General features: G+C 66.3%; 19 protein-coding genes and 3 rRNA genes. 18 read left to right on the top strand and 4 right to left on the bottom strand.

Translation table 11 applies throughout. The features are described from left to right. The first annotated feature begins 38 nt into the window (after positions 1-38). The 4 genes from ASF63_RS09655 to ASF63_RS09670 all read left to right on the top strand — a co-directional run bounded on the left by ASF63_RS09655 (position 39) and on the right by ASF63_RS09670 (position 4,640). Entirely contained in the window at positions 39-1,541 is a 1,503-nt protein-coding gene (locus ASF63_RS09655; RefSeq protein WP_056512620.1) for a CoA-acylating methylmalonate-semialdehyde dehydrogenase, read from the top strand. A 68-nt stretch (positions 1,542-1,609) separates the two neighbouring features. Then, on the top strand, positions 1,610-2,815 hold the full coding sequence (locus ASF63_RS09660) for an acyl-CoA dehydrogenase family protein (protein ID WP_056512624.1): 1,206 nt from the start codon (positions 1,610-1,612) through the stop codon (positions 2,813-2,815). Beyond that, complete coding sequence (gene mmsB, locus ASF63_RS09665) at positions 2,812-3,720, top strand: 3-hydroxyisobutyrate dehydrogenase (RefSeq protein ID WP_056512627.1); 909 nt, start codon at positions 2,812-2,814, stop codon at positions 3,718-3,720. Before ASF63_RS09660 ends, mmsB begins: the two co-directional genes overlap by 4 nt. A gap of 143 nt (positions 3,721-3,863) precedes the next feature. Then, entirely contained in the window at positions 3,864-4,640 is a 777-nt protein-coding gene (locus ASF63_RS09670; RefSeq protein WP_056512631.1) for an enoyl-CoA hydratase, read from the top strand. Positions 4,641-4,758: 118 nt separating this feature from the next. Here the strand turns inward: ASF63_RS09670 and ASF63_RS09675 are convergent, their stop codons facing one another. From ASF63_RS09675 to ASF63_RS09685, 3 genes are read right to left on the bottom strand one after another with little or no spacing between them, the layout of a single operon-like run. Then, entirely contained in the window at positions 4,759-5,202 is a 444-nt protein-coding gene (locus ASF63_RS09675) for a YdeI/OmpD-associated family protein (protein ID WP_056512636.1), read from the bottom strand. Next, positions 5,199-5,669: an SRPBCC family protein gene (locus tag ASF63_RS09680; RefSeq protein ID WP_056512641.1), complete on the bottom strand. Its 471-nt coding sequence runs from the start codon at positions 5,667-5,669 to the stop codon at positions 5,199-5,201. The genes ASF63_RS09675 and ASF63_RS09680 overlap by 4 nt, the downstream gene beginning before the upstream one ends. Before the next feature lies 1 nt (position 5,670). Further along, complete coding sequence (locus ASF63_RS09685) at positions 5,671-6,207, bottom strand: MarR family winged helix-turn-helix transcriptional regulator (protein ID WP_082477975.1); 537 nt, start codon at positions 6,205-6,207, stop codon at positions 5,671-5,673. A 130-nt stretch (positions 6,208-6,337) separates the two neighbouring features. Here ASF63_RS09685 and ASF63_RS09690 point away from each other — a divergent pair, with 130 nt between their 5' ends. Genes ASF63_RS09690 through ASF63_RS09700 form a run of 3 tightly spaced genes read left to right on the top strand, consistent with a single transcriptional unit; the run spans position 6,338 to position 9,925 of the window. Next, positions 6,338-7,114 (top strand): electron transfer flavoprotein subunit beta/FixA family protein, encoded by a 777-nt coding sequence (locus tag ASF63_RS09690; RefSeq protein WP_056512645.1) that lies wholly within the window; start codon positions 6,338-6,340, stop codon positions 7,112-7,114. A gap of 1 nt (position 7,115) precedes the next feature. Further along, positions 7,116-8,087, top strand: coding sequence for an electron transfer flavoprotein subunit alpha/FixB family protein (locus ASF63_RS09695; RefSeq protein ID WP_056512649.1), 972 nt, complete (start codon positions 7,116-7,118; stop codon positions 8,085-8,087). Between the two features lie 2 nt (positions 8,088-8,089). Continuing rightward, positions 8,090-9,925 carry a cytochrome b/b6 domain-containing protein gene (locus tag ASF63_RS09700; RefSeq protein ID WP_056512652.1) on the top strand — a complete coding sequence of 612 codons (1,836 nt, stop codon included), beginning with the start codon at positions 8,090-8,092 and terminating at the stop codon, positions 9,923-9,925. A 133-nt stretch (positions 9,926-10,058) separates the two neighbouring features. On the opposite strand, the gene ASF63_RS09705 is transcribed toward ASF63_RS09700, so the two are convergent. Beyond that, the gene (locus ASF63_RS09705; protein WP_056512657.1) at positions 10,059-10,565 is read right to left on the bottom strand and encodes a GNAT family N-acetyltransferase; all 507 of its coding nucleotides are present in this window, start codon (positions 10,563-10,565) and stop codon (positions 10,059-10,061) included. 130 nt (positions 10,566-10,695) lie between these two features. Here ASF63_RS09705 and ASF63_RS09710 point away from each other — a divergent pair, with 130 nt between their 5' ends. The 11 genes from ASF63_RS09710 (at position 10,696) to rrf (ending at position 25,922) form a co-directional block, all read left to right on the top strand. Further along, on the top strand, positions 10,696-11,256 hold the full coding sequence (locus ASF63_RS09710) for an acyl-CoA thioesterase (protein WP_056512659.1): 561 nt from the start codon (positions 10,696-10,698) through the stop codon (positions 11,254-11,256). A 4-nt stretch (positions 11,257-11,260) separates the two neighbouring features. Continuing rightward, positions 11,261-12,085 (top strand): hypothetical protein, encoded by an 825-nt coding sequence (locus ASF63_RS09715; protein WP_056512661.1) that lies wholly within the window; start codon positions 11,261-11,263, stop codon positions 12,083-12,085. A gap of 49 nt (positions 12,086-12,134) precedes the next feature. Further along, positions 12,135-15,830 (top strand): proline dehydrogenase family protein, encoded by a 3,696-nt coding sequence (locus ASF63_RS09720; RefSeq protein WP_056512664.1) that lies wholly within the window; start codon positions 12,135-12,137, stop codon positions 15,828-15,830. Between the two features lie 88 nt (positions 15,831-15,918). Further along, entirely contained in the window at positions 15,919-16,365 is a 447-nt protein-coding gene (locus tag ASF63_RS09725; RefSeq protein WP_235560755.1) for a hypothetical protein, read from the top strand. After that, on the top strand, positions 16,365-16,595 hold the full coding sequence (locus ASF63_RS09730) for a helix-turn-helix transcriptional regulator (protein WP_056313994.1): 231 nt from the start codon (positions 16,365-16,367) through the stop codon (positions 16,593-16,595). Before ASF63_RS09725 ends, ASF63_RS09730 begins: the two co-directional genes overlap by 1 nt. A 1-nt stretch (position 16,596) precedes the next feature. After that, positions 16,597-17,625, top strand: coding sequence for an NAD(P)-dependent alcohol dehydrogenase (locus ASF63_RS09735; RefSeq protein WP_056512667.1), 1,029 nt, complete (start codon positions 16,597-16,599; stop codon positions 17,623-17,625). Positions 17,626-17,805: 180 nt separating this feature from the next. Then, a complete protein-coding gene (ddaH, locus tag ASF63_RS09740; protein ID WP_056512670.1) occupies positions 17,806-18,693 on the top strand; it encodes a dimethylargininase in 888 nt (295 codons plus the stop codon). Then, on the top strand, positions 18,690-19,895 hold the full coding sequence (gene rocD, locus ASF63_RS09745; RefSeq protein ID WP_056512672.1) for an ornithine--oxo-acid transaminase: 1,206 nt from the start codon (positions 18,690-18,692) through the stop codon (positions 19,893-19,895). Before ddaH ends, rocD begins: the two co-directional genes overlap by 4 nt. A gap of 765 nt (positions 19,896-20,660) precedes the next feature. Then, a 16S ribosomal RNA gene (locus ASF63_RS09750) occupies positions 20,661-22,183 on the top strand. A 412-nt stretch (positions 22,184-22,595) separates the two neighbouring features. Then, positions 22,596-25,699 (top strand): 23S ribosomal RNA (locus tag ASF63_RS09755). A gap of 106 nt (positions 25,700-25,805) precedes the next feature. Further along, positions 25,806-25,922 (top strand): 5S ribosomal RNA (gene rrf, locus ASF63_RS09760). The 16S, 23S and 5S rRNA genes sit together here, the layout of an rRNA operon. The last annotated feature ends 9 nt before the right edge of the window (positions 25,923-25,931 follow it).

Raw genomic sequence — 25,931 nt, forward strand, 5'->3', positions numbered from 1 at the left:
GTCATAGTGCCAACGACGGCGCGAAGGGACATCGCACAATGACTCGTACCATTCCCCATCTCGTAGGCGGAAAGCACCTCACCCCCGAGGGTGGACGCTTCGCCGACGTGTTCGATCCGAGCACGGGATCCGTCCAGGCGCGCGTGCCGCTCGCCTCCGCCGCGGAGGTCGCAGACGTGATCGCGAACGCCGAGGCCGCGCAGGTCGAGTGGGCGGCGACCAACCCGCAGAAGCGCGCCAGGGTGCTGCTGCGGTTCCTCGATCTGGTGCAGCGTGAGATGGAGTCTCTCGCCGAGCTCCTCGCGAGTGAGCACGGCAAGACGGTCGACGACGCGAAGGGCGACATCCAGCGAGGCCTCGAGGTCATCGAGTTCTCAGCCGGGGCACCGCACCTGCTGAAAGGCGAGTACTCGACGGGCGCCGGCGCGGGCATCGACGTCTACTCGATGCGGCAGCCGCTGGGAGTCGTGGCCGCGATCACCCCGTTCAACTTCCCGGCGATGATCCCGCTCTGGAAGGCGGGCCCTGCTCTCGCGGCGGGCAACGCCGTGGTGCTCAAGCCCAGTGAGCGCGACCCCTCCGTCCCCGTGCGCATCGCCGAGCTGTTCCTCGAGGCGGGCCTCCCCGCCGGCGTCCTCAATGTCGTGCACGGAGACAAGGAGGCGGTCGATGCGCTGCTGACGGACGACCGCATCAGGGCCGTCGGCTTCGTCGGCTCGACCCCGATCGCCGAGTACATCTACTCGACGGCGGCCGCCCACGGCAAGCGGGCGCAGTGCTTCGGCGGTGCCAAGAATCACATGATCGTGATGCCCGACACCGACCTCGACCAGGCCGTCGATGCGCTCATCGGCTCGGGCTACGGCTCGGCGGGGGAGCGCTGCATGGCGATCTCGGTCGCGGTGCCGGTGGGGCAGGAGACGGCGGATGCTCTCGCCGCCAAGCTCACCGAGCGCGTGGCGCAGCTGCGCATCGGCCCCTCGCTCGCGGCCGACGTCGACTACGGCCCCCTCGTCACACGTGCGGCAGTCGAGCGGGTCGAGGGATACATCCAGCAGGGAGTCGACGAGGGGGCGACCCTGCTCGCCGACGGCCGAGGCTTCTCGGTGCCGGGGCACGAGCAGGGCTTCTATCTCGGACCGACGCTCTTCGATCACGTCACGACCGACATGGCGATCTACCGGGAGGAGATCTTCGGCCCGGTGCTCGTGATCGCGCGCGCCGCCGACTACGAGGAGGCGCTGCGCATGGCATCCGAGCACGAGTACGGCAACGGCGTCGCGATCTTCACCCGCGACGGCGACGCCGCCCGCGACTTCGCCGCCCGGGTCGAGGTCGGCATGGTCGGAGTGAACGTTCCGATCCCCGTGCCGATCGCGTACTACACGTTCGGCGGCTGGAAGCGCAGCGGGTTCGGCGACCTCAACCAGCACGGCGCAGACGCCTTCCGCTTCTACACGAAGACGAAGACCGTCACGAGCCGCTGGCCCGCTGCAGGGATCCGCGACGGCGCGAGCTTCGTGATCCCCACCATGCACTGACCTTCCCCCCGGTCGTTGAGCGAGGAGCGCAGCGACGAGACGAAACGCACCACTGCGAAGGAACCACGATGACCATGACCACTGTCACCACCACCGCCGAAGAGCGCGAGGCCATCCTCGACGCCGTCCGCGAGTTCGCCGACACCGAACTCGCTCCGTTCGCCGCCGAGCGCGACGAGAAGCACATCTTCCCTCGGGAGTCGCTGGGCAAGGCCGGGGAACTGGGCCTCGGCGGCATCTACGTGCGCGAGGAGTTCGGTGGCACGGGCCTCAGCCGCTCTGACACGGTCGCGATCTTCGAAGAGCTCGCCAAGGGCGACCCGGCGGTCGCCGCGTACATCTCGATCCACAACATGGTCGTCTGGATGATCGACACCTATGGAGACGACGCGCAGCGCGGCGAATGGCTGCCGAAACTCACCGCGATGCAGGAGTTCGGCGGCTACTGCCTCACTGAACCGGGCGTCGGATCGGATGCCGCGAACGTCGCCACGAGTGCGGTGCGCGACGGAGACGACTACCTGCTCACGGGGGTGAAGCAGTTCATCTCGGGAGCGGGTGAAGCCGCGGTCTACGTGGTGATGGCGCGCACCGGCGAGCCGGGGGCCCGCGGCATCAGTGCCTTCCTGGTTCCCGGAGACGCCGAGGGCCTCAGCTTCGGCGCCCCCGAGAAGAAGATGGGCTGGCACGCCCAGCCCACCCGTCAGGTGATCCTCGACGGCGTCCGCGTCCCGGCATCCGGCATGCTCGGCGACGAGGGTCGCGGTTTCGCGATCGCGATGTCGGCGCTCAACGGCGGTCGCCTCAACATCGCCGCCTGCTCGCTCGGCGGCGCCCAGTGGGCACTCGACCGCGCCGTGCAGTACGTGCACGAGCGCGTGGCGTTCGGCGAGCCGCTGGCCGAGAAGCAGTCGATCCTCTTCGCGATCGCCGACATGCGCACCGACCTGCAGGCCGCGCGGCTCATGGTCCGCGACGGGGCGCTCGCGGTCGACGAGCACGCTCCCGATGCCACGATGCGCTGCGCCATGGCCAAGCGCTTCGCGACGGATGCCGGCTTCGACGTCGCCAACCGCGCGCTGCAGCTGCACGGCGGCTACGGATATCTGCAGGACTACGGCATCGAGCGGGTCGTCCGCGACCTTCGGGTGCACCAGATCCTCGAGGGCACCAACGAGATCATGCGCCTGATCGTCGGTCGGGAGATGCTGCGACCGGCAGGATCCGCATCTCTCCAGCGGAGCGGCGGAGACCGGATGCGGAGCGCATCATGACCGAGGCATCGAAGGCCCGCATCGCGTTCCTCGGCCTCGGACACATGGGGCTGCCGATGGCGAAGAACCTGGTCGCGGCCGGCCACGAGGTGCACGGGTTCGATCTGGTGCCCGCAGCGATCGAGGCGGCGCTGGCCGTCGGCATCCCGATCGCAGCGAGCGGGGCGGATGCCGTCGCCGACGCCGACGTCGTCATCACGATGTTCCCCGCGGGCAGGCACGTGATCGACGCGTACCGCACCGAGCTGCTCGCCGCTGCCCGCCCGAACACCCTGTTCATCGAGTCGTCGACGATCGCGGTCGACGAGGCCCGCGCGGCCCACGCCCTCGCCCTCGCCGCGGGCCACCGCAACATCGACGCTCCGGTCTCGGGCGGGGTCGTCGGCGCCGAGAACGGCACGCTCGCCTTCATGGTCGGCGGTTCCGACCAGGACTTCGCCGCAGCTCTCCCCGTGCTCGAGATCATGGGAAAGCGCATCGTGCACTGCGGCGGTCCGGGGCTCGGCCAGGCGGCGAAGGTCTGCAACAACATGGTGCTGGCCGTCTCGCAGATCGCCGTCGCCGAGGCGTTCGTGCTCGGAGAGCGGCTCGGACTCGAGCATCAGGCGCTGTTCGACGTCGTGTCGCAGGCATCCGGTCAGTGCTGGTCGATCACGACGAACTGCCCGGTGCCTGGACCGGTGCCGACGAGTCCCGCGAACCGCGACTACCAGCCGGGCTTCGCCGGTGCCCTGATGGCCAAGGACCTCGGTCTCGCGCTGCAGGCGATCGAGCAGACGTCGACAGACGCGCAGATGGGGCGCCTCGCGCAGCAGCTCTACGCCGCGTTCGCCGCGGGTGAGGGCGCGGCGCGGGACTTCTCGGGCATCATCACCGACATCCGCGATGCACCCTCCGGTCGTTGAGCGAGGCCGCGGAGCGCCCGAGGCGAAACGCGATCGGCGCGCGGGCTCCTCGGTCGTTGAGCGAGCACGGCGAAGCCGAGCGAGACGAAACGCGGCGACCACCCGCGACATACTGAGATGACCACGACGGAGAGGGTTTCACGATGACCGAGTACGAGACGATCCTGGTCGAGCAGCGCGGACGAGTCGGGTGGATCACCCTCGATCGACCCGAGGCGTTGAACGCCCTGAACAGTCGGCTCGCCGAAGAGGTCACCGCCGCGGCCGTGGCGTTCGACCTCGACGACGGCGTCGGCGCGATCGTCGTCACCGGATCCGAGAAGGCGTTCGCCGCCGGTGCCGACATCAAGGAGATGGAGGGCATGTCGGCGGCCGAGATGCTCGAGACCGATCACTTCGGCGTCTGGCACGAGTTCGCGGCTGTGCGCACACCTGTGATCGCTGCGGTCTCGGGCTTCGCACTCGGGGGAGGATGCGAGCTCGCGATGATGTGCGACATAATTCTCGCCGCCGACACCGCGAAGTTCGGGCAGCCGGAGATCAACCTCGGCGTCATCCCCGGCATGGGCGGAACGCAGCGCCTGATCCGTGCGGTCGGCTATTACAAGGCCGCAGAGCTCGTGCTGACCGGCCGGTTCATGGGCGCCGAGGAGGCGGAGCGCTCAGGACTCGTGTCGCGCGTCGTTCCGGCATCCGATCTTCTGGCCGAGGCGTCGACCCTGGCCGAGACGATCGCCTCGAAGTCGCTGCCGTCGGTGTTCGCTGCCAAGGCCGCGCTCGACGCCGCGATGGAGACGACACTCGCCGACGGCCTTGCCCACGAGAAGAAGGCGTTCGCCGCCCTCTTCGACACCGAAGACCAGAAGGAAGGCATGTCGGCCTTCCGGGAGAAGCGTGCGCCCGACTTCCAGAACCGCTGAGCGCGCCCGATCGCTGTTCACGATTCAGCACGGACGTCGCAGCACGTGCGCGTCGGTGCCGAACAGGCGCCGAGCGCCTCGATTCTTGCTGAGTTGTGAACGGCTCGGGTCCGAGGCATCAGCCGCGCAGCGCCTCGACGATCTTCTCGACGCGGCGGTCACGGGTCGCGTCCTGCTTGGCCTCGGCGACCGTGCGGGCATGCTCCTTGCGCACCGAGTACGACAGGCCGTCGAATGCGGCGCGCAGAGCGGGGTCCGCATCGAGGGCCGTCGCGAGCGCGGGCGGGATCTCGACCTCGCGCTCGGCGGCATCGAGGCGGATGACCGCGTCGACCTCCTGGTCGATCTCGACCCCCAGGTCGGCCCGCACGGCCTTGCTGAAGCCGATCATGTTCTGCCCGCCCATCCGGGCGAGGCGCAGGCGGGCGGTGCGTCCGTCGATCGTGACGGCGACGGGGAAGGCCTTGCCAGCACCGAACGATGCGACCTGCTCGTCGGTGAGGATGATGGCGGCGGCGGGACCGCGGCCTTCGAGGGTGGCGTGCAGGCGCAGTTCGCTCATGCGGGCAGTGTACGCCCGCGCCCCTCGGCCTCGATCGCCAGTTGGTCGTTGCGCTCTTCGATCAGTCGCCGCATGTACGCGCCCAGAATGACGCGGTCGACGACGCGTCCGATCGGACCGAACGGCGAGTGGAATCGGATCGTGTCGCGCATCAGCGTGCCCTGCGGGTGCTCGTCGAACACGTGCTCGTGCCAGAACGAGGCGAAGGGCCCCGAGATCTGCCGGTCGCGGAACCCGCGCGGCGGGTCGACGTCGTACACGATCGACCGCAGACGGAACGGGATGCCGAAGTGCCGCGCCCGCCAGGTCACGGTCGATCCTTCGGTGAACACACCGCCCGCCGGGGCCTCGACCATCGTCTCGCCGTATCGCTCCATCGACCGCAGGTGCAGCCCGGGGTCGAGGGCGACGGCGAAGACGCGCTCGGGAGTTGCGGAGATCACACGCTCGAGCACGAACTCGACCATGTCAGAGCGCGTCCGGCTGCGGCCGCGGGTCGCTGAAGTCGCCGGCGGCCTTGCGCATCCGCGCGACGATCGCGACGAGCTCGGCGGCGTCGGCCTTGCTGATCCCGGGGTCGGCGAAGACGTCGTCGTTCAATGCGACGGTGGCGCGATCGACCAGTTCGCGACCGGTCTCGGTGAGCGCGAGCAGGGCTGCGCGTCCGTCGTGCGGGTGAGGTTCGCGCACGATCAGCCCGTCGCGCACAAGCCGCTCGGCGGTGCTCGTGACGGTCGTCGCGTGCACCTGCAGTCGGGCGACGACGCTCGACAGCGGCAGGCGTCCGGATCGGCTGAACGCCAGCAGGCGCAGCATCTCGTAGCGGGCGAAGCTGAGCGCGAAGGGCTTCAGCGCCGCATCCACTCTCGCGAGCAGCAGCTGCTGCGCCCTCATGACGGAGGTCACGACGGTCATGCCGTCGGCGGCGTCGGTCCACCCGTGCGCGAGCCACTGCCGCTTCGCCTCGGCGAGCGGATCCACGGGCAGAGGGCGGGGTCGGACCACGGTTCTACGGTAGGGCATCCGCTCGCACGAGCGGGGAGGCGGTGCGGGACGGCCGCCTGGTTCTCAGTCGCTGCTCGGATGGGACTCAGTATCAACGCGCTAGAATCGACGCAGTCGTGAGGAGCAATCGATGAAGATCTTCGTCCTGGTCAAAGAGGTGCCGGACACCTATGGCGATCGCAAGCTGGACCTCGAGACCGGACTCGCCGACCGCGGCGCCGGTGATGTGGTTCTCGATGAGATCACCGAGCGGGCCCTCGAGGTCGCGCTGAGCCACGCCGACAAGAACGAGGGCACCGAGGTGGTCGCGCTCGCGATGGCACCCGGCGGGTCGACGGCGTCGGTGCGACGGGCGCTCGCGATCGGTGCGGGTTCCGCCGTGCACATCGCCGACGATCAGCTCGCCGGCGCTGACCTCGGGCTCACTGCCGAGACCCTGGCCGCGGCCATCCGCCGCGCCGAGCCCGATCTCGTCATCACCGGCAACCTGTCGACCGACGGCTCGGGCGGCGTCATGGCGGCCATGCTCGCCGAGCACCTCGGCTGGGCCCAGGCGACCGCGCTCACGAGCGTCGAGATCACGCCGGAGGGCGTTTCGGGAACCCGAGGGGCGGATGCGGGAGCGCAGCCGGTCTCGGCATCCCTTCCCGCCGTCATCTCGATCACGGAGGCGCTGCCGGATGCACGCTTCCCGAACTTCAAGGGCATCATGGCGGCCAAGAAGAAGCCGCTCGAAGTGCTCACCCTCGATGACCTCGGTGTCTCGGCCGACCCTGCGGCCGCGCCGCGCACGATCATGACCGCGGTGGCCGAGAAGCCACCGCGTGCGGCGGGCGTGAAGATCGTCGATGAGGGCGATGCCGCCGAGAAGCTGGTGGAGTACCTCGTGCAGAACAGGCTGGTGTGACATGACCTACCCCGAGAACCCGATCCTCGTCCTGGTCGACCTCGACCCTGCCGGAAACCCCGCCAGCAGCACCGCCGCCCTGATCGGCGCGGCGTCGACCATCGGCGCTCCCGTCGCGCTGGTCGTCGGCGGATCCGCGGAGGCCGCCGCGAAGGTCGCCGAGGCCGGAGCATCCGTCGTGCTCACGGCCGACGCCGATGCGACGACACTCACGGTGCCGATCGTCGACGCCCTGCAGGCCGCTTTCGAGCAGGTCCGCCCGGATGCCGTGCTGATCTCGAACTCCATCTCCGGTCGCGACGTCGCCGGCCGTCTCGCGGTGCGCGCGAAGCTCGCCCTGTCGGTCGACGCCGTCGGCGTCTCGCGCGATGACGAGGGCGTCGTCGCGCATCACTCGGTCTACGGCGGCGCGTACCTCGTCGACTCCGCGCCCACCTACGGCGCCGCGGTCATCACGGTGCGTCAGGGAGCCGTCGACGCGCGCGCAGAGGCCGTGGCCTCGCCGACCGTCGAAGCACTGAGCGTCGCGGCATCCGGTGCCGCGGGCGCGACCGTCGGTGCAGTCGAAGCCGTCGAGGCCACCTCGTCGCGCCCCGAGCTGCGCGGAGCGACCCGGGTCGTCTCGGGCGGACGAGGTCTCGCCTCCAAAGAGAAGTTCGTGCTCGTCGAGGAGCTGGCGGATGCTCTCGGCGCCGCCGTCGGGGCATCGCGCGCCGCGGTCGACGCGGGCTACATCCCGCAGTCCCACCAGGTCGGGCAGACGGGTGTCTCGGTGTCGCCGCAGCTGTACATCGCACTCGGCATCTCGGGGGCGATCCAGCACCGGGCCGGCATGCAGACCGCGAAGAACATCGTCGCGATCAACAAAGACGGCGAGGCTCCGATCTTCGACGTCGCCGACTTCGGCATCGTGGGAGACCTGTTCACGGTCGTCCCGCAGGTGATCGCGGCCCTCGAGGCGCGGAAGAAGTAGACATGGCGACGCGGATGCTGAGGCGCGGGCTGCCGCGCGTGCGCGGTGGCGAGCCGTGGCCCCCCGGGGTCGCGGTCGATGACGCGGAGAGCGTTTCGTCTCCGTCGGCTCCGCTCGACGAGCGCGAGACTGCGGCTCCGGTCGTCGAGTCGGCTGTCGCCTCCCCGGTCGTCGAGAGCGCCGCTCCCGTCCCGGTCGTGGAGAGCGCCGCTCCCACCCCCTCGGTCGTTGAGCGAGGAGCGCAGCGACGAGACGAAACGCGCCACGTTGCTAGCGCGGCCGTCACGGCGTCATCCGTGCGTCGCGGTCTCCCGCGCACGTCGGGAGGAGAGCCCTGGCCTCCCGCGGGTGTGACACCTGCGGGTGCGGATGGCGTTTCGTCTCGGTCGGCTTCGCCGTCCTCGCTCAACGAGCAGGAGAGTGCTTCGCCGTCCTCGCTCAACGAGCAGGAGAACGCATCCGCCGTCGCTGCGGCTGTCGCCTCCCCGGTCCTCGAGCATGCATCGTCTCCCTCGACGTCGGCATCCTCGATCGATGAGCCCGCGACCTCGGCCTCTGTCGCCTCGGCTGCCGAGCCGGCGGCCGTCCAGACCGTCGAGCAGACCGGATCCGTACGCCGCGGCCTGCCGCGAGTCGCCGGCGGAGATCCGTGGCCGCCGGCCGGCACCGTTCCGCAGGTAGCCGTCTCGACGGCCTCCGCGACCGCGACCGAGAGCGCAGACGTTGCCCCGGTCATCGTGGCACCGTCCGCCGAGCCTGCTGCCGCCGAGGTCACCGCGTCCGCTCCGGCCACCGCTCCCTCCACGGCCGTGGCCCCGGCCACCGAGCCGGCATCCGCATCCTTCGCTCTCGGTGACCCCTCGATCCCGCTGCCCGCCCCGCGCACGGTGTGGAACGGCAGTGCGCCTCGGCGCATCACCGCGGCCGCTCCGGCATCCGCCCGTCCTCGTCCTCCGTGGACGCAGGCGATCGCCGGACTTCTCGGGGCTGCTGCCCTCGGCATCCTGGCTGCGGCAGCCGTGGCGTTCGTGCGGGCGCTGCTGAGCTTCCCGTTCATGCAGGACTTCCTCACGGCGTTCCCCGGCGAGTACACGCCCGCCATCGCGGTCGAACCCGGGTTCGCGCCCTGGGTCAACTGGGCGCACTTCTTCAACGTGTTCCTGATGGTGCTGATCATCCGGTCGGGGCTGCGCATCCGCAACGAGAAGCGCCCGACCGCGTTCTGGACCCCTCGGGGTGACCCCAAGGGCAAGGTCAGTCTGACGATCTGGTTCCACCAGGCGCTCGACATCCTGTGGCTCGTGAACGGCGTGATCTTCGTGGTGCTGCTGTTCGTGACCGGGCACTGGGTGCGCATCGTGCCGACGAGCTGGGAGGTCATCCCCAACGCGCTGTCCGCGGCACTGCAGTACGTCTCGTTCGACTGGCCGACCGAGCACGGCTGGGTGAACTACAACAGCCTGCAGCAGCTGGCCTACTTCGTGACCGTGTTCATCGCCGCCCCGCTGGCGGCGGCGACCGGGTTCCGGATGTCGGGGATGTGGCCGAAGAAGGCCGAGCGCCTGTCGAAGGCGTACCCGATCGAGTGGGCCCGCGCGCTGCACTTCCCGGTCATGATCTACTTCGTGGTGTTCATCATCGGGCACGTCGCCCTGGTGTTCCTCACCGGATTCCTGCGCAACCTCAACCACATGTACGCCTCGTCGGATGCCGTCGGGTGGACCGGGTTCTGGGTGTTCGTCGCATCGCTCGTGGTCATCGCCGTCGGCTGGGTCGCCGCGCGTCCGCTCGTGATCGCGCCGATCGCGAAGCTGTTCGGCTCGGTCTCCGGCCGCTGATCCGTTCGCGATTCAGCACAGATCTCCCGGACTGAGCGAAATGTCGCTCCCAGGCCCAGCGAAACGGCCCCCTGCCTGTGGCAGGGGGCCGTTCATACGGAGTCGTGAACGCGAGGTTCACGAGGCGCCGGGCTCAGCGGACGAAGCGGACCTCGGTCAGCGTCTCGCCGAGGAACGGCTCGGTGTGGCTCGCGCCGTCGAGCGCGAAACCGTTGCGCGTGTAGAAGCGGTGGGCGCGGGGGTTGTCGTCCGCGACCCAGAGGTAGAGCGACTCGTCCTTCTCGACCGCGGCGTCGAACAGCTTCTGGCCGATGCCGGTCGAGTGGTACGCGTCGAGCAGGTAGATGAAGTACAGCTCGCGGAACGCGGGAGCATCCTTGTCGCGGGCGGGGCCGGAGCCGACGAAGCCGACGATCTCTCCGTCGACGAGCGCCGCGCGCATCGTGAACTCGGGGCCCTGTGAGGCCCAGTGCGTCCACAGCTCGGCCATGCGCCGGGGCGAGACCTTCTCGAGCGCTGCCTTGCTGATCAGGTGGTCGTAGGTCTCGTGCCAGCACTGCGCGTGCACGCGACCCAGGGCTTCCGCATCCACATCACGGACCGGACGGACGATGACTTCAGGCTGGGCTTCGGCGCTCATATCGCGACTCTACGCGCGGCCTCCGCGATCAGGAAATCGAGCGGAAGCGTTCCCACAGCGCCGATATGCCGGTGGAGGGTTCCCACAACGATGTTCGCGATCGGTTCGTCGATGGCTACGATCAGTCCTCGTGAACGTGATCTGGCGCACTCTCCTCGTGATCCTCTCCGCCCGCCGCCGAGTGCGCCGGGGCAAGACCCTCGACGCCGCCTCCGTCAGCAGCATCAGACTGACGACGCTCCCCACCGACATCGACATCCTGCGCCACATGAACAACGGCCGATACCTGTCGCTGTTCGACCTCGGCCGCTGGGACCTGCTGATCCGCACGGGACTGTTCGACGCGATGAACGAGCACGGCTGGTACGCCGTGGTGTCGAGCGAGACCGTGACCTTCCGCAAGTCCCTGCAGCTCTGGCAGCGGTTCGATGTGCAGTCCCGGTTCATCGGACACGACGACAAGGCCGTGTTCCTCGAGCACCGGGCCGTCGTCGGCGGCGAGATCTACGCACGGGTGATCGTGCGCTCGCGGATGCTGCGCCGCAGCGGCGGCACGGTGAGCAACGAAGAGCTGTTCGCCGCCGTCGGCAAGCCCGAGGGCGTGCCCGAGATCGATTCGTGGGTGCACGACTGGGCCGCGGCATCCGCCCTTCCTCCCGTGCGCAGCTCGGCGCCGAGCGTGTGGAGCTGACGCCATGAACGATCCGTGGGGTCTCGAGACGCGCGCGCCGGGGGCGACTCTGCTGGTCGGATGCGGCAAGCTCGGCGTGCGGCTCGGGCAGCGGCTGCAGGCGCAGGGGTCGACCGTCACGGCCATGCGCCGTCATGCGGGCGATCTGCCGTTCCCGACCATCGCGGCCGATCTGTCGCATCCGCTCGACCGCGCCTTGCCGGACTTCGACTCCGTCGTCATCACGCTGCCGCCGAGCACCGAGGGCGACTCGATCTATCCGCCGGCGCTTCGCGGGCTCGCGGATGCGCTGCCGGCGATGCCGTCGCGGGTCGTCTTCGTGTCGTCGACCCGGGTGTTCGAGGGACGACCCGGTGAGACCCCGCTGACCGAGCGCGATACCCCTGCGGTGTCGAGCGAGCGGGGTGGAGACCTGCTCGAGGGGGAGCACCTGGCGATGGAGCTGTTCGGTGCGCGCATCGTGCGCCCGGCCGGCATCTACGGGCCCGGGCGCGACTACCTGATCCGCCGAGTGCGCGAGGGGGCGCCGGTCGATCACACCCGCCGCACGAACCGCATCCACGAGACCGATCTCGTGCGCCTGCTCGAGGCCATGCTGCGTGCCGACTCCGCGCCACCGCTGATCCACGCCGTCGACACCGAGCCGGTGCTGCTCGGAGACGTGGCCGCGCACATCGCCGCACGGCTCGGGGCCGAGGCGCCGCCGCACGTCGAGCCCGAGGTCGGCGGCGGGACGGTTCTCGACGGGCACCTGCTGCGGGAGTTCCTGGGGGAGCTGGAGTACCCGACCTTCCGCACCGGGTACGACGAGATGATCGCCGCGCTCTGAGCGCCCGTCGCTCAAGGGCAGGCACGCCTCTCAGTCCTAGGCTGAGATCATGGTCGACCCGACGCCCTCCACGGATCCCGAATCCGCCTCTCTCGCGGACCGTGCGGTCGAGCTCGCCCGCCGCTGGGTGATCGAGGCCGCGGCCGCCGACGTCGACCCGGCAGCCGAGCGGCTGGCCGGAGTGCTGCAGGATGCCAACGGCCTGCCGTTCACGCTGGGATTCGTCGACGGCGTCATGCGCCCCGAGAGTCTGGGGGCCGCGGCATCCCAGCTGCACCGTATCGCGCCGATCGTGCCCGACTTCCTGCCCTGGTACCTGCGCTCTGCCGTCCGCCTCGGTGGCGGGGTCGCGCAGATCCTGCCGAGCCCCGTCGTCCCCATCGCCCGTCGGGTGCTGCGCGACATGGTCGGCCACCTGGTCGTCGATGCCCGCCCCGCGAAGCTCGGACCGGCCATCGCCAAGATCCGCGAATCCGGCGCGCGACTCAACCTCAACCTGCTCGGCGAGGCCGTGCTCGGGGAGGCCGAGGCGCAGCGGCGGCTCGACGGCATCCACGATCTGATCCGTCGACCTGACGTCGACTACGTGTCGGTCAAGGTGTCGGCCATCATCAGCCACATCTCCATGTGGGCGTTCGACGAGGTCGTCGATGCCGTGGTCGAGCGGCTGCTGCCGCTGTATCTGACCGCAGCCGCTGACCGCACCTTCATCAACCTCGACATGGAGGAGTACCGCGACCTCGATCTGACGATCGCGGTGTTCACGCGCATCCTCGAGGATCCGCGACTGCAGGGGCTCGAAGCGGGCATCGTGTTGCAGGCCTACCTGCCCGATGCCCTTCCCGCACTGCAAGAGCTCACCGCGTGGGCGCGCGAGCGCGTCGACCATGGTGGCGCCCCGATCAAGGTGCGTCTCGTCAAGGGCGCCAACCTCGCGATGGAACGCGTCGAGGCGCACATGCACGGGTGGGAGCAGGCGACCTACGACACCAAGCTCGACACCGACGCGAACTACCTGCGCTGTCTCGACTGGGCGCTGCGCCCCGAGAACATCGCAGCGGTGCACCTGGGCATCGCGGGGCACAACCTGTTCGGCATCGCGTATGCATGGCTGCTCGCGGGGGAGCGCGGTCTGCGCGACTTCTCGGCCGCAGGAAGCGGAACGGGGCAGCCGCCGATCGAGTTCGAGATGCTGCTCGGCATGGCGCAGGGCCAGGTGCAGGCCGTCTCTCGCGAGGTCGGCGAGGTGCTGCTCTATGTGCCCGTCGTGAAGCCCGACGAGTTCGACGTGGCGATCAGCTATCTGGTGCGTCGGCTCGAAGAGAACGCGTCGCACGACAACTTCCTCTCCGCAGCGTTCCGGCTCGGCGACGACGAGTCTCTGTTCGTGCGCGAGCGCGACCGCTTTCTCGATGCGCTCGACCGCTCGACCTCGCCGACTCTGCAGATCGGCGCGCTGCGCACCCAGGATCGTCAGGCCCCGGTGCACGAGTCCGTGCGCCCGGCACCCGTGGCCGTCGCTCCCGAAGAGGAGCTGACGAAGGCCGTGCTCGGCATCTCGCGAGGGTCGGATGACTCGGGCGGGCCGTTCCTCGAGACCGCGGTCTACGCCCCGCGCGAGCTCGACGAGGGAACCGGCGGCGCCCCCGGTTTCACGAACACCCCCGACAGCGACCCGTCGCTTCCGGCCAACCGCGAGTGGGCACGCGAGATCCAGGCACGGATCGCCGACTCGACCCTGGGCGTGGCCACGATCGAGGCCGCCCGCATCGACGACACCGCCGTGCTCGAGAGCACGATCGCCGGAGTGCGCGATGCCGGGGCCCAGTGGGGAGCGCGCCCCGCTGCAGAGCGCGCCGAGGTGCTGCTCCGGGCCGCCGCCGCACTCGAAGGTCGACGCGGAGAGCTCATCGAGGTCGCCGCGGCCGAGACGGGCAAGGTCTTCGCCGAGGCGGATGTCGAGGTGAGCGAGGCCGTCGATTTCGCCCGCTACTACGCCGCCAAGGCGCGGGAGCTGGATGCCGTCGCCGGCGCCTCGTTCGAACCGGCGCGCGTGACCGTCGTCGCGCCGCCGTGGAACTTCCCCCTCGCGATCCCCGCCGGGGGAGTGCTCGCCGCGCTCGCCGCGGGATCCGGCGTCGTCTTCAAGCCCGCTCCGCAGTCCCGACGGTGCGCTGCCGTGATCGCCGAGACGCTGTGGGAGGTCGGCGTGCCGCGCGATGTGCTCGCGCTCGTCGACATCGAGGAGGGCGACCTCGGCCGATCCCTGATCGCGCACGAGTCGGTCGACCGCGTCATCCTCACCGGCGCCTGGGAGACGGCCGCCCTCTTCCGCTCATGGCGGCCGGACCTGCCACTGCTCGCCGAGACCAGCGGCAAGAACGCGATCATCATCACCGCATCCGCCGACCTCGACCTCGCCGTCGCCGACCTGGTGCGCAGTGCGTTCGGGCATGCGGGGCAGAAGTGCTCCGCCGCGTCCTTGGCGATCCTCGTCGGCCCGGTCGGTCGCTCCAAGCGCTTCGCCCGTCAACTCGCCGACGCCACACGCTCGCTGCACGTCGGCTGGCCCACCGACCCGCTCGCCGAGGTCGGGCCCGTGGTCGAGCGGCCGCAGGGCAAGCTCGCCTGGGCGCTCACCGAGCTGGAGGGCGAGGAGCAGTGGCTCATCGAACCCGCCGTGTCGGCCGACGATCCGAGCGGACGGCTGTGGCGACCCGGCATCCGCGTCGGAGTGCAACCGGGGTCGCGCTTCCACACCGAGGAGTTCTTCGGACCGGTGCTCGGGATCATGCATGCGCCGACGCTCGAGAGCGCGATCGAGATGCAGAACGCCGTCGCCTACGGGCTGACCGCAGGGCTGCACACGCAGGATCCGGCCGAGCTCGAGGTGTGGCTCGATCGCGTGCAGGCAGGCAACCTCTACGTCAACCGCGGTATCACCGGTGCGATCGTGCAGCGCCAGCCGTTCGGCGGCTGGAAGCGCTCATCGGTCGGCCCCGGCACCAAGGCCGGCGGACCGAACTATCTGATCGGGCTCGGATCCTGGCGTTCGAGCGGATCCGGTCCCGTGTCGAGCACGCTGCACCTGCGCGGCCTCGACTCCCGCATCACCGAGCTGATCGAGTCGGCGCAGCCCTCTCTCGACTACGAGGCGTTCGAATGGCTGCGTCGCTCGGCCCTGTCGGACGCGCTCGCCTGGGATCGCGAGTTCGGACAGGTGCGCGACGTCTCGCGTCTCGGTGTCGAGCGCAACCTCTTCCGCTATCGTCCGGTGCCCGTCGCGATCAGGGCGACCGCGGATGCCGGATGGCAGGAGCTGCTGCGCGTGGTCGTCGCGGCGGTGCGCGCCGGCGCCGGCTTCGTGCTGTCGACGCCCGTCGGGCTGCCCTCCGAGGTGCGTCGCGCGCTCGGCACCCTCGGGGCTGTCGTCTTCATGGAGAGCGACGACGAATGGATCGAGCGGATGCGGCGGCGCGAGGACGCATCGGGCGATGTGTTCGCGTCATCCGATGATGCTCCGCGGCCGAGCCGCGTGCGGCTCGTTGGCTCGCGTGACGCGGTCGCGGCGCTGCATCGGGCACTGGCCGTGGCCGTCGACGGCGACCCCGACCTCGCGGTGTACGACGGCGAGGTCACCTCGGCCGGGCGCATCGAGCTGCTGCCTTTCGTGCACGAGCAGGCGATCGCGATCACCGCGCACCGCTACGGCAACCCCGACGACTGGAGCGCCTCGGTCATCTGAGCGCTGCGAGTCCGGCATCGCTCTCCATGTAAAGAATTCTTGACACGACGGATGCCGCAGGCCTACTCTCATGTCAAGAATCTTTTACATGGGAGGCATCATGGTCTACGAAGAGCGCAACGCCTGGTCGGGTCTGCTCGTCGGTGCCGTCGTGATCACCGCGTACGTCGTCATCGTGCTGCAGCAGGCCGCGGGCAGGTCGGTGACCGAGGTCGACTGGCTCCCGCCGATGCTGTGGACGATCGGGATCGGCATCGTGTCCACGATCGCGATCAGCATCGTCTGGGGGATCATCGCCGGCGCGAAGGATCCGGACGGCGTCGGCAGGTCCGACGTGCGAGACCGCGACATCACCCGCATGGGCGCCCGTGTCGAGCAGGCCTTCGTCGTGATCGCCGGGCTCGGGGTGATCGCCCTCTGCGCGGTGGACGCCGACATCTTCTGGATCGCCAACACGATGTTCGCAGGCTTCGCCGTCTCGGCCATGGTCGGCAGCATCGCGCGGGTCGTCGCCTACCGCCGGGGGCTCGTCTGATGGTCAAGCCCACCCTCGTCTCCAACCGCATCCGCGCCCATCGCGAGGGAGCGGGTCTGACCCAGGCCGAGCTCGCGCGCAGCATCGGCGTGACCCGGCAGACGCTCATCGCGATCGAGCAGGAGAAGTACTCCCCGTCGCTCGAGCTCGCATTCCAGATCGCCCGCGCGTTCGGCGTCGGGCTCGACGATCTGTTCCACTACCCCGAACCTTCGACGAAGGATGCCTGACATGACCGAGACGATGCCCGCCTGGGTGCGCGAGACCTACGGCTCCGCCGACGGGTTCCGGCTCGAGCAGATCCCGATGCCCGTGCCGCGCCGCGGCGAGGTGGTGCTGCGCGTCGAGGCGACGTCGCTCAACGCGGGGGACGTGCGGCTGATGCTCGGCGATCCGCTGCTGGTGCGCCCGGTCTTCGGTCTCACCCGCCCCAAGTACCCGGTGCGAGGAATGGAGGTCGCCGGCACCGTCGTCGCCGTCGGTCCGAACGCGATCGGTGCAGAGCTCGGAGAGCGGGTCGTCGGGGAACTCGTCGGCGGCGGCGGACTCGCATCCCACGTCGCGGTGCCCGCCGATCGACTCGTGCCGATCCCTCCCGATGTCACCTCCGTGACCGCGGCCTGTCTGCCGGTCGCCGCGGGCACGGCGTGGCAGGCGCTGGACCGAGCCGGCATCGGCATCCACTCCGAGGCCCGGATCGAGCGGCACCGCTCGGAACACGCGGTCCCGCGGGTGCTCGTGATCGGCGCCTCCGGGGGAGTCGGCACGTTCGCGGTGCAGCTCGCGGCGCTGCGAGGGGCAGAGGTCTGGGCGACGTGCGGGGAGCGCAACTCCCGGCTCGTCGAGCACCTCGGCGCCGTGCGCACGCTCGACCACCGTCACTCGCCCCTGTCGGCACTGCCCGCCGGCCATTTCGACGCGGTGATCGACATCGCCGGGGGAACCGGGTTGCGCGACCTGCAGCGCCTGGTCGTCGCCGGTGGAGCCGTGGTGCTCGTCACAGGCGACGGCGGGCACGTGCTGGGGCCCATTCCGCGGATGCTCAAGGCGGCATTCCTGTCGATCGGATCGACCCGTCGCATCCGCCCGCTCGCGGCGACGCCGCGCACCGAGGTCCTCGCGAAGCTGCTGGAGCTGACCGCCGAGGGGCGGATCACGCCCGTGATCCAGCGCGAATACGGCTTCGACCGTCCATCCTCCGCCCTCGCCCACCTCGAAGCCGGGCACACGGTCGGCAAGGTCGTCGTCCACGGCGCATGATCTGGCGGCGTCGCGCTCTGGCGGCGTCGCGCTCTGGCGGCGTCCAGGGGGCGGGTGACAGAATGGATGCTGGCGTGCCCGAGTCGCATCTTCCCTGGGCGCCGGCTCTCACCGAGCGGCGCGGGTCGAAGGACCGCCGGGCCCCTGGACAGCGTCCGCCGCATCCGTTCGAGGAGCCCCATGTCTGTCGAAACCACTGCGTCGACATCCGAGACCGCCACTCCGGTGCGCACCGCCCACCACCGTCACTACCTGATGTGCAAGCCGTCGCACTTCACGGTGAACTACTCGATCAACCCGTGGATGGAGCCGGCCAAGCCGACCGACACCGCGCGGGCCGTCGAGCAGTGGCAGAAGCTGCACGACCTGTACCTCGAGCTCGGTCATGAGGTCGAGCTGATCGAGCCGCTCGCCGGATACCCCGACATGGTCTACACGGCCAACGGCGGGTTCCTGATCGACGGCCGCGCCTATGTGCCGAAGTTCCGCTTCGTCGAGCGTCAGGGCGAGGCCCCGGCCTTCGCCGACTGGTTCCGGGGCGCCGGCTACGACACGGTGATCCCCGAAGAGGTCAACGAGGGCGAGGGCGACTTCCTGCTCGTGGGAGATGTGATCCTCGCCGGCACCGGCTTCCGCTCGACGGGTGACAGCCACCGCGAGGTCGGAGAGGTCTTCGGCCGCGAGGTCGTGTCGCTCAACCTCGTCGACCCGCGCTTCTACCACCTCGACACCGCCATCGCGGTGCTCGATCCGGTGCAGGGCGTCGAGAACGGCGGCCCAGAGCGCGCGAACATCGCGTACCTCCCCGGAGCGTTCGACGACGCGAGCCGAGCGATCCTCGAGGAGCGCTTCCCCGACGCGATCCTCGTGTCGGATGAAGACGGCGCGGTGTTCGGACTCAACTCGGCGAGCGACGGCTACAACGTGGTCATCTCGCCTCGCGCCAAGGGCTTCGAGGCGCAGCTGCGTGAGCGCGGCTACAACCCGATCATGATCGACCTGTCCGAGCTGCTGCTCGGCGGCGGCGGGATCAAGTGCTGCACCCTCGAACTGCGCGGTGAGGCATGACCGCCGTCGAGCCGGGCGTCGAGCTCACGGCCGAGCCGCACGTCGCCCACAACTACCACCCGCTGCCGGTCAACATCGCGCGCGGTGACGGCGCCTGGGTGACGGATGTCGAGGGCAAGCGCTACCTCGACCTTCTCGCCGCCTACTCGGCGGTCAACTTCGGGCACCGGCATCCGGCTCTCGTGGCGGCCCTCACCGAGCAGCTCGGTCGGGTCACGCTCACGAGTCGCGCATTCATGAGCGATCGGCTCGAACCGTTCGCCGCGGCGCTCGCCTCGCTCGCGGGCAAAGACATGGTGCTGCCGATGAACACGGGAGCCGAGGCGGTCGAGACCGGCATCAAGGTCGCTCGCGCATGGGGATACCGCGTCAAGGGCATCGCCGAGGGCAAGGCGCGCATCATCGTCGCCGCCGGCAACTTCCACGGACGCACCACCACGATCGTCAGCTTCAGCGATGACCCCGAGGCGCGCGCAGACTTCGGTCCGTACACCCCCGGCTTCGACGTCGTCCCCTATGGGGATGCGGATGCCGTCGCCGCCGCGATCACCGATGACACCGCCGCCGTTCTGATCGAACCCATCCAGGGCGAGGGCGGTGTGGTGATCCCGCCCGAGGGATACCTGCGCCGCATCCGCGAGATCTGCGACGAGAGGAACGTGCTGTTCATCGCCGACGAGATCCAGTCGGGTCTCGGCCGTGTGGGTGAGACATTCGCCTGCGACCGCGAGGGCGTCGTGCCCGATCTGTATCTGCTGGGCAAGGCGCTCGGCGGGGGGATCCTTCCCGTCTCCGCTGTGGTGGGGAACACCGATGTGCTCGGTGTCATCCGGCCCGGTGAGCACGGATCGACCTTCGGGGGGAACCCGCTGGCCGCCGCCGTCGGTCTGCGCGTGGTCGAGATGCTCGAGTCGGGTGAGTTCCAGGAGCGTGCCCGTGCACTCGGAGCGCATCTCGCCGCCGGCCTCGAGCCGTTGATCGGTCACGGCGTGACCGAGGTGCGCATCGCAGGCCTCTGGGCGGGCGTCGACATCGACCCCGCCAAGGGCACCGGGCGCGAGATCGCCGAGAAGCTCCTGGTCCGTGGAGTGCTCGTCAAAGACACCCACGGCCAGACCATCCGAATCGCTCCGCCGCTGGTCATCCGCGCGACGGAACTCGACTGGGCAGTCGAGCAGCTGAAGCTGGTTCTCGGGGCCTGACCCCCTGTCCGCCGGGCGACACGCCCGGCGGACAGCCCGGATTTGCCGGAACCCCGGAACCCACGTAACTTATTACTTGTTCGCCCCACAGGGAAGCGGAGAGGCCGAGAGCCTTACCCCCCTCAAGCGGAGAACCACCTCCACTCGATCAGCTCCTCGGAGCAGATCGCAGACACACTTCTGTCTGACCTGGAGCTTCCACTTCGGAGAAACGGTCGATTTGACAGCGACTCCGGAACGGATAAGCTAGTGAAGTTGCCTCGGCGGCCTTGAGCCCCGAGCTGCAGATCTGGTTCTGAGCCTTACGGCGTGTCGATTTGACAGGCTGAAAAGCACAGATAAGATAGAGAAGTTGCCCTTCGGGCCTGGTTGTGATGACTGGGTCGTGGGAGCATCCGATCCTTGAGAACTCAACAGCGTGCACTTGTCAAATGCCAANAACGTCATGCCGACCAAGCACCGGGCCCGTCTGGTCGGCGCGCTGATTTGACAAGCGAGACAGGGTGGCTAAGATAGAGAAGTTGCCCTTCGGGCCTGGTTGTGATGACTGGGTCGTGGGAGCATCCGATCCTTGAGAACTCAACAGCGTGCACTTGTCAAATGCCAAATAACCTCGATTCAGCTTCGGCTGGATGAGATTCCTTTGGATCAAAGACCAACCTCCTTGTGGGGTTGGCAACGGATGAAGTCAGCAATGAATTTGTCTCTTTGGTCAGCATCAAACTCGCTGCGTCACCGTTTTCCCGGTGTCGTATGCATTTCTTTTTTACGGAGAGTTTGATCCTGGCTCAGGATGAACGCTGGCGGCGTGCTTAACACATGCAAGTCGAACGGTGAAGCCCAGCTTGCTGGGTGGATCAGTGGCGAACGGGTGAGTAACACGTGAGCAACCTGCCCCTGACTCTGGGATAAGCGCTGGAAACGGCGTCTAATACTGGATACGAGTAGCGACCGCATGGTCAGTTACTGGAAAGATTTATTGGTTGGGGATGGGCTCGCGGCCTATCAGCTTGTTGGTGAGGTAATGGCTCACCAAGGCGTCGACGGGTAGCCGGCCTGAGAGGGTGACCGGCCACACTGGGACTGAGACACGGCCCAGACTCCTACGGGAGGCAGCAGTGGGGAATATTGCACAATGGGCGCAAGCCTGATGCAGCAACGCCGCGTGAGGGATGACGGCCTTCGGGTTGTAAACCTCTTTTAGCAGGGAAGAAGCGAAAGTGACGGTACCTGCAGAAAAAGCGCCGGCTAACTACGTGCCAGCAGCCGCGGTAATACGTAGGGCGCAAGCGTTATCCGGAATTATTGGGCGTAAAGAGCTCGTAGGCGGTTTGTCGCGTCTGCTGTGAAATCCGGAGGCTCAACCTCCGGCCTGCAGTGGGTACGGGCAGACTAGAGTGCGGTAGGGGAGATTGGAATTCCTGGTGTAGCGGTGGAATGCGCAGATATCAGGAGGAACACCGATGGCGAAGGCAGATCTCTGGGCCGTAACTGACGCTGAGGAGCGAAAGGGTGGGGAGCAAACAGGCTTAGATACCCTGGTAGTCCACCCCGTAAACGTTGGGAACTAGTTGTGGGGTCCATTCCACGGATTCCGTGACGCAGCTAACGCATTAAGTTCCCCGCCTGGGGAGTACGGCCGCAAGGCTAAAACTCAAAGGAATTGACGGGGACCCGCACAAGCGGCGGAGCATGCGGATTAATTCGATGCAACGCGAAGAACCTTACCAAGGCTTGACATATACGAGAACGGGCCAGAAATGGTCAACTCTTTGGACACTCGTAAACAGGTGGTGCATGGTTGTCGTCAGCTCGTGTCGTGAGATGTTGGGTTAAGTCCCGCAACGAGCGCAACCCTCGTTCTATGTTGCCAGCACGTAATGGTGGGAACTCATGGGATACTGCCGGGGTCAACTCGGAGGAAGGTGGGGATGACGTCAAATCATCATGCCCCTTATGTCTTGGGCTTCACGCATGCTACAATGGCCGGTACAAAGGGCTGCAATACCGCGAGGTGGAGCGAATCCCAAAAAGCCGGTCCCAGTTCGGATTGAGGTCTGCAACTCGACCTCATGAAGTCGGAGTCGCTAGTAATCGCAGATCAGCAACGCTGCGGTGAATACGTTCCCGGGTCTTGTACACACCGCCCGTCAAGTCATGAAAGTCGGTAACACCTGAAGCCGGTGGCCTAACCCTTGTGGAGGGAGCCGTCGAAGGTGGGATCGGTAATTAGGACTAAGTCGTAACAAGGTAGCCGTACCGGAAGGTGCGGCTGGATCACCTCCTTTCTAAGGAGCATCTGACTCTTCGGAGTCCAGAACCCAGATCGAAGGCATACGTTCTTCGCTGGGAGCTCATGGGTGGAACATTTGACATGGTGCGAAGGATGAAGGTTTCTCTTAGTACACCGCTTGCGGTGGGAACGGGGAGGGTTTCGGATGTCGCACCTGCACGCTGTTGGGTCCTGAGGGACCGGATGCGGATCCGCAAGGATTCGTTTTTCGTACCTCTGGGCCTCTTGTTGTTTCCCCTGTGTGGGGWKGCGAGAAGGGGTACCGCCCGTACTTTGAGAACTACACAGTGGACGCGAGCATCTTGCAGCCGGCTTCGGTCGGTTGCACAAGATGATCTTAAAGATCATTAGTCAATTTCATGCCAGGCTTTCGAGTCTGGTGTCGATTCTGATTCAAACTCATGTGATTTCAAGTCTTTAAGAGCAAACGGTGGATGCCTTGGCATCTGGAGCCGAAGAAGGACGTAGCAATCTGCGATAAGCCTCGGGGAACTGATAAGCAAGTTTTGATCCGAGGGTGTCCGAATGGGGAAACCCCGCTGGGCGGCGTGCCGACCTAGTGACTCCCGCCTGAATATATAGGGCGGGTAGAGGGAACGTGGGGAAGTGAAACATCTCAGTACCCACAGGAAGAGAAAGCAACCGCGATTCCGTTAGTAGTGGCGAGCGAAACCGGAACAGGCTAAACCTAGCGTGTGTGATAGCCGGCAGGCGTTGCACGTTGGGGGTTGTGGGACTTTTCAGTCATCTCTGCCGAGATGGCGGCGTTACACGATGGTATAGACGAACGGTCTTGAAAGGCCGGTCATAGAGGGTGCCAACCCCGTAGTCGAAATGCCAACCGTGGCGCGAAGAGTATCCCAAGTAGCACGGGGCCCGTGAAATCCCGTGTGAATCTGTCAGGACCACCTGATAAGCCTAAATACTCCCAGATGACCGATAGCGGACAAGTACCGTGAGGGAAAGGTGAAAAGTACCCCGGGAGGGGAGTGAAATAGTACCTGAAACCGTTTGCTTACAAACCGTTGGAGCAGCCTTAGTAGCTGTGACAGCGTGCCTTTTGAAGAATGAGCCTGCGAGTTAGCGATATGTGGCGAGGTTAACCCGTGTGGGGTAGCCGTAGCGAAAGCGAGTCTGAATAGGGCGATTCAGTCGCATGTCCTAGACCCGAAGCGAAGTGATCTATCCATGGCCAGGTTGAAGCGACGGTAAGACGTCGTGGAGGACCGAACCCACTTAGGTTGAAAACTGAGGGGATGAGCTGTGGATAGGGGTGAAAGGCCAATCAAACTTCGTGATAGCTGGTTCTCTCCGAAATGCATTTAGGTGCAGCGTTGCGTGTTTCTTGCCGGAGGTAGAGCTACTGGATGGCCGATGGGCCCTACAAGGTTACTGACGTCAGCCAAACTCCGAATGCCGGTAAGTGAGAGCGCAGCAGTGAGACTGTGGGGGATAAGCTTCATAGTCGAGAGGGAAACAACCCAGACCACCAACTAAGGTCCCAAAGCGCGTGCTAAGTGGGAAAGGATGTGGAGTTGCCTTGACAACCAGGAGGTTGGCTTAGAAGCAGCCACCCTTGAAAGAGTGCGTAATAGCTCACTGGTCAAGTGATTCCGCGCCGACAATGTAACGGGGCTCAAGCACGCCACCGAAGTTGTGGCATTGACATTATTGGTAGGCCTTCGTGGTCCAGCCGTGTTGATGGGTAGGAGAGCGTCGTGTGGCCAGCGAAGCGGCGGTGTAAACCAGCCGTGGAGGCTACACGAGTGAGAATGCAGGCATGAGTAGCGAAAGACGTGTGAGAAACACGTCCTCCGAAAGACCAAGGGTTCCAGGGTCAAGCTAATCTTCCCTGGGTAAGTCGGGACCTAAGGCGAGGCCGACAGGCGTAGTCGATGGACAACGGGTTGATATTCCCGTACCGGCGAAGAACCGCCCAAGCTAATCCAGTAGTGCTAAGTGTCTGAATCCCAGTGACTGATCCCTTCGGGGTGACGCTCTGGGCCTAGCGCACGACCCCATTCTGGTGCGGTTAGCGTATTAACAGGTGTGACGCAGGAAGGTAGCCCAAGCCAGGCGATGGTTGTCCTGGTGCAAGTGCGTAGGCCGAGTCGTAGGCAAATCCGCGACTCACATAGGCTGAGACACGATGCGGATAAAAAGTGGGTGATCCTATGCTGCCAAGAAAAGCATCGACGCGAGGTTCTAGCCGCCCGTACCCCAAACCGACTCAGGTGGTCAGGTAGAGAATACCAAGGAGATCGAGAGAATCGTGGTTAAGGAACTCGGCAAAATGCCCCCGTAACTTCGGGAGAAGGGGGGCCTTCGACGTATTAGGACTTGCTCCGAAAGCGTTTGGAGGCCGCAGAGACTAGTGGGTAGCGACTGTTTACTAAAAACACAGGTCCGTGCCAAGTCGCAAGACGATGTATACGGACTGACGCCTGCCCGGTGCTGGAAGGTTAAGAGGACCGGTTAGCCGCAAGGCGAAGCTGAGAATTTAAGCCCCAGTAAACGGCGGTGGTAACTATAACCATCCTAAGGTAGCGAAATTCCTTGTCGGGTAAGTTCCGACCTGCACGAATGGCGTAACGACTTCCCAACTGTCTCAACCGCGAACTCGGCGAAATTGCATTACGAGTAAAGATGCTCGTTACGCGCAGCAGGACGGAAAGACCCCGTGACCTTTACTACAGCTTGGTATTGGTGTTCGGTGTGGCTTGTGTAGGATAGGTGGGAGACTGTGAAGCATGGACGCCAGTTCATGTGGAGTCATTGTTGAAATACCACTCTGGTCACTCTGGATATCTAACTTCGAACCGTAATCCGGTTCAGGGACAGTGCCTGGTGGGTAGTTTAACTGGGGCGGTTGCCTCCCAAAAAGTAACGGAGGCGCCCAAAGGTTCCCTCAACCTGGTTGGCAATCAGGTGTCGAGTGTAAGTGCACAAGGGAGCTTGACTGTGAGACTGACAGGTCGAGCAGGGACGAAAGTCGGGACTAGTGATCCGGCAGTGGCTTGTGGAAGCGCTGTCGCTCAACGGATAAAAGGTACCTCGGGGATAACAGGCTGATCTTGCCCAAGAGTCCATATCGACGGCATGGTTTGGCACCTCGATGTCGGCTCGTCGCATCCTGGGGCTGGAGTAGGTCCCAAGGGTTGGGCTGTTCGCCCATTAAAGCGGTACGCGAGCTGGGTTTAGAACGTCGTGAGACAGTTCGGTCCCTATCCGCTGCGCGCGTAGGAAATTTGAGAGGATCTGACCCTAGTACGAGAGGACCGGGTTGGACGAACCTCTGGTGTGTCAGTTGTTCCGCCAGGAGCACCGCTGATTAGCTACGTTCGGGATGGATAACCGCTGAAAGCATCTAAGCGGGAAGCCGGCCTCAAGATGAGATTTCCATACCTTCGGGTGAGAGGCTCCCAGCCAGACTACTGGGTTGATAGGCCAGATGTGGAAGTGCAGTAATGCATGCAGCTGACTGGTACTAATAAGCCGATGACTTGATAACACACCGTTTGTTGGTGCTACGCGTCCACTGAGTGGTTCTCGATGTACGGTCGAGAACCGCATGACAATGACTTTGTTATGTGTTTTGATTGAAACATCTATAGTGTTTCGGCGGCCATAGCGTGAGGGAAACGCCCGGTTACATTCCGAACCCGGAAGCTAAGCCTCACAGCGCCGATGGTACTGCAGGGGGGACCCTGTGGGAGAGTAGGACACCGCCGGACTTCTTTTAA

It is taken from the genome of Microbacterium sp. Leaf320, from assembly GCF_001423485.1.
In the GTDB taxonomy this organism is placed as follows: domain Bacteria; phylum Actinomycetota; class Actinomycetes; order Actinomycetales; family Microbacteriaceae; genus Microbacterium.

Coding starts and splice junctions, on each gene's coding strand:
- ASF63_RS09655 (WP_056512620.1), top strand. CDS start 39: ATGACTCGTACCATTCCCCATCTCGTAGGCGGAAAGCACCTCACCCCC.
- ASF63_RS09660 (WP_056512624.1), top strand. CDS start 1,610: ATGACCATGACCACTGTCACCACCACCGCCGAAGAGCGCGAGGCCATC.
- mmsB (WP_056512627.1), top strand. CDS start 2,812: ATGACCGAGGCATCGAAGGCCCGCATCGCGTTCCTCGGCCTCGGACAC.
- ASF63_RS09670 (WP_056512631.1), top strand. CDS start 3,864: ATGACCGAGTACGAGACGATCCTGGTCGAGCAGCGCGGACGAGTCGGG.
- ASF63_RS09675 (WP_056512636.1), bottom strand. CDS start 5,202: ATGAGCGAACTGCGCCTGCACGCCACCCTCGAAGGCCGCGGTCCCGCC.
- ASF63_RS09680 (WP_056512641.1), bottom strand. CDS start 5,669: ATGGTCGAGTTCGTGCTCGAGCGTGTGATCTCCGCAACTCCCGAGCGC.
- ASF63_RS09690 (WP_056512645.1), top strand. CDS start 6,338: ATGAAGATCTTCGTCCTGGTCAAAGAGGTGCCGGACACCTATGGCGAT.
- ASF63_RS09695 (WP_056512649.1), top strand. CDS start 7,116: ATGACCTACCCCGAGAACCCGATCCTCGTCCTGGTCGACCTCGACCCT.
- ASF63_RS09700 (WP_056512652.1), top strand. CDS start 8,090: ATGGCGACGCGGATGCTGAGGCGCGGGCTGCCGCGCGTGCGCGGTGGC.
- ASF63_RS09705 (WP_056512657.1), bottom strand. CDS start 10,565: ATGAGCGCCGAAGCCCAGCCTGAAGTCATCGTCCGTCCGGTCCGTGAT.
- ASF63_RS09715 (WP_056512661.1), top strand. CDS start 11,261: ATGAACGATCCGTGGGGTCTCGAGACGCGCGCGCCGGGGGCGACTCTG.
- ASF63_RS09720 (WP_056512664.1), top strand. CDS start 12,135: ATGGTCGACCCGACGCCCTCCACGGATCCCGAATCCGCCTCTCTCGCG.
- ASF63_RS09725 (WP_235560755.1), top strand. CDS start 15,919: ATGGGAGGCATCATGGTCTACGAAGAGCGCAACGCCTGGTCGGGTCTG.
- ASF63_RS09730 (WP_056313994.1), top strand. CDS start 16,365: ATGGTCAAGCCCACCCTCGTCTCCAACCGCATCCGCGCCCATCGCGAG.
- ASF63_RS09735 (WP_056512667.1), top strand. CDS start 16,597: ATGACCGAGACGATGCCCGCCTGGGTGCGCGAGACCTACGGCTCCGCC.
- ddaH (WP_056512670.1), top strand. CDS start 17,806: ATGTCTGTCGAAACCACTGCGTCGACATCCGAGACCGCCACTCCGGTG.
- rocD (WP_056512672.1), top strand. CDS start 18,690: ATGACCGCCGTCGAGCCGGGCGTCGAGCTCACGGCCGAGCCGCACGTC.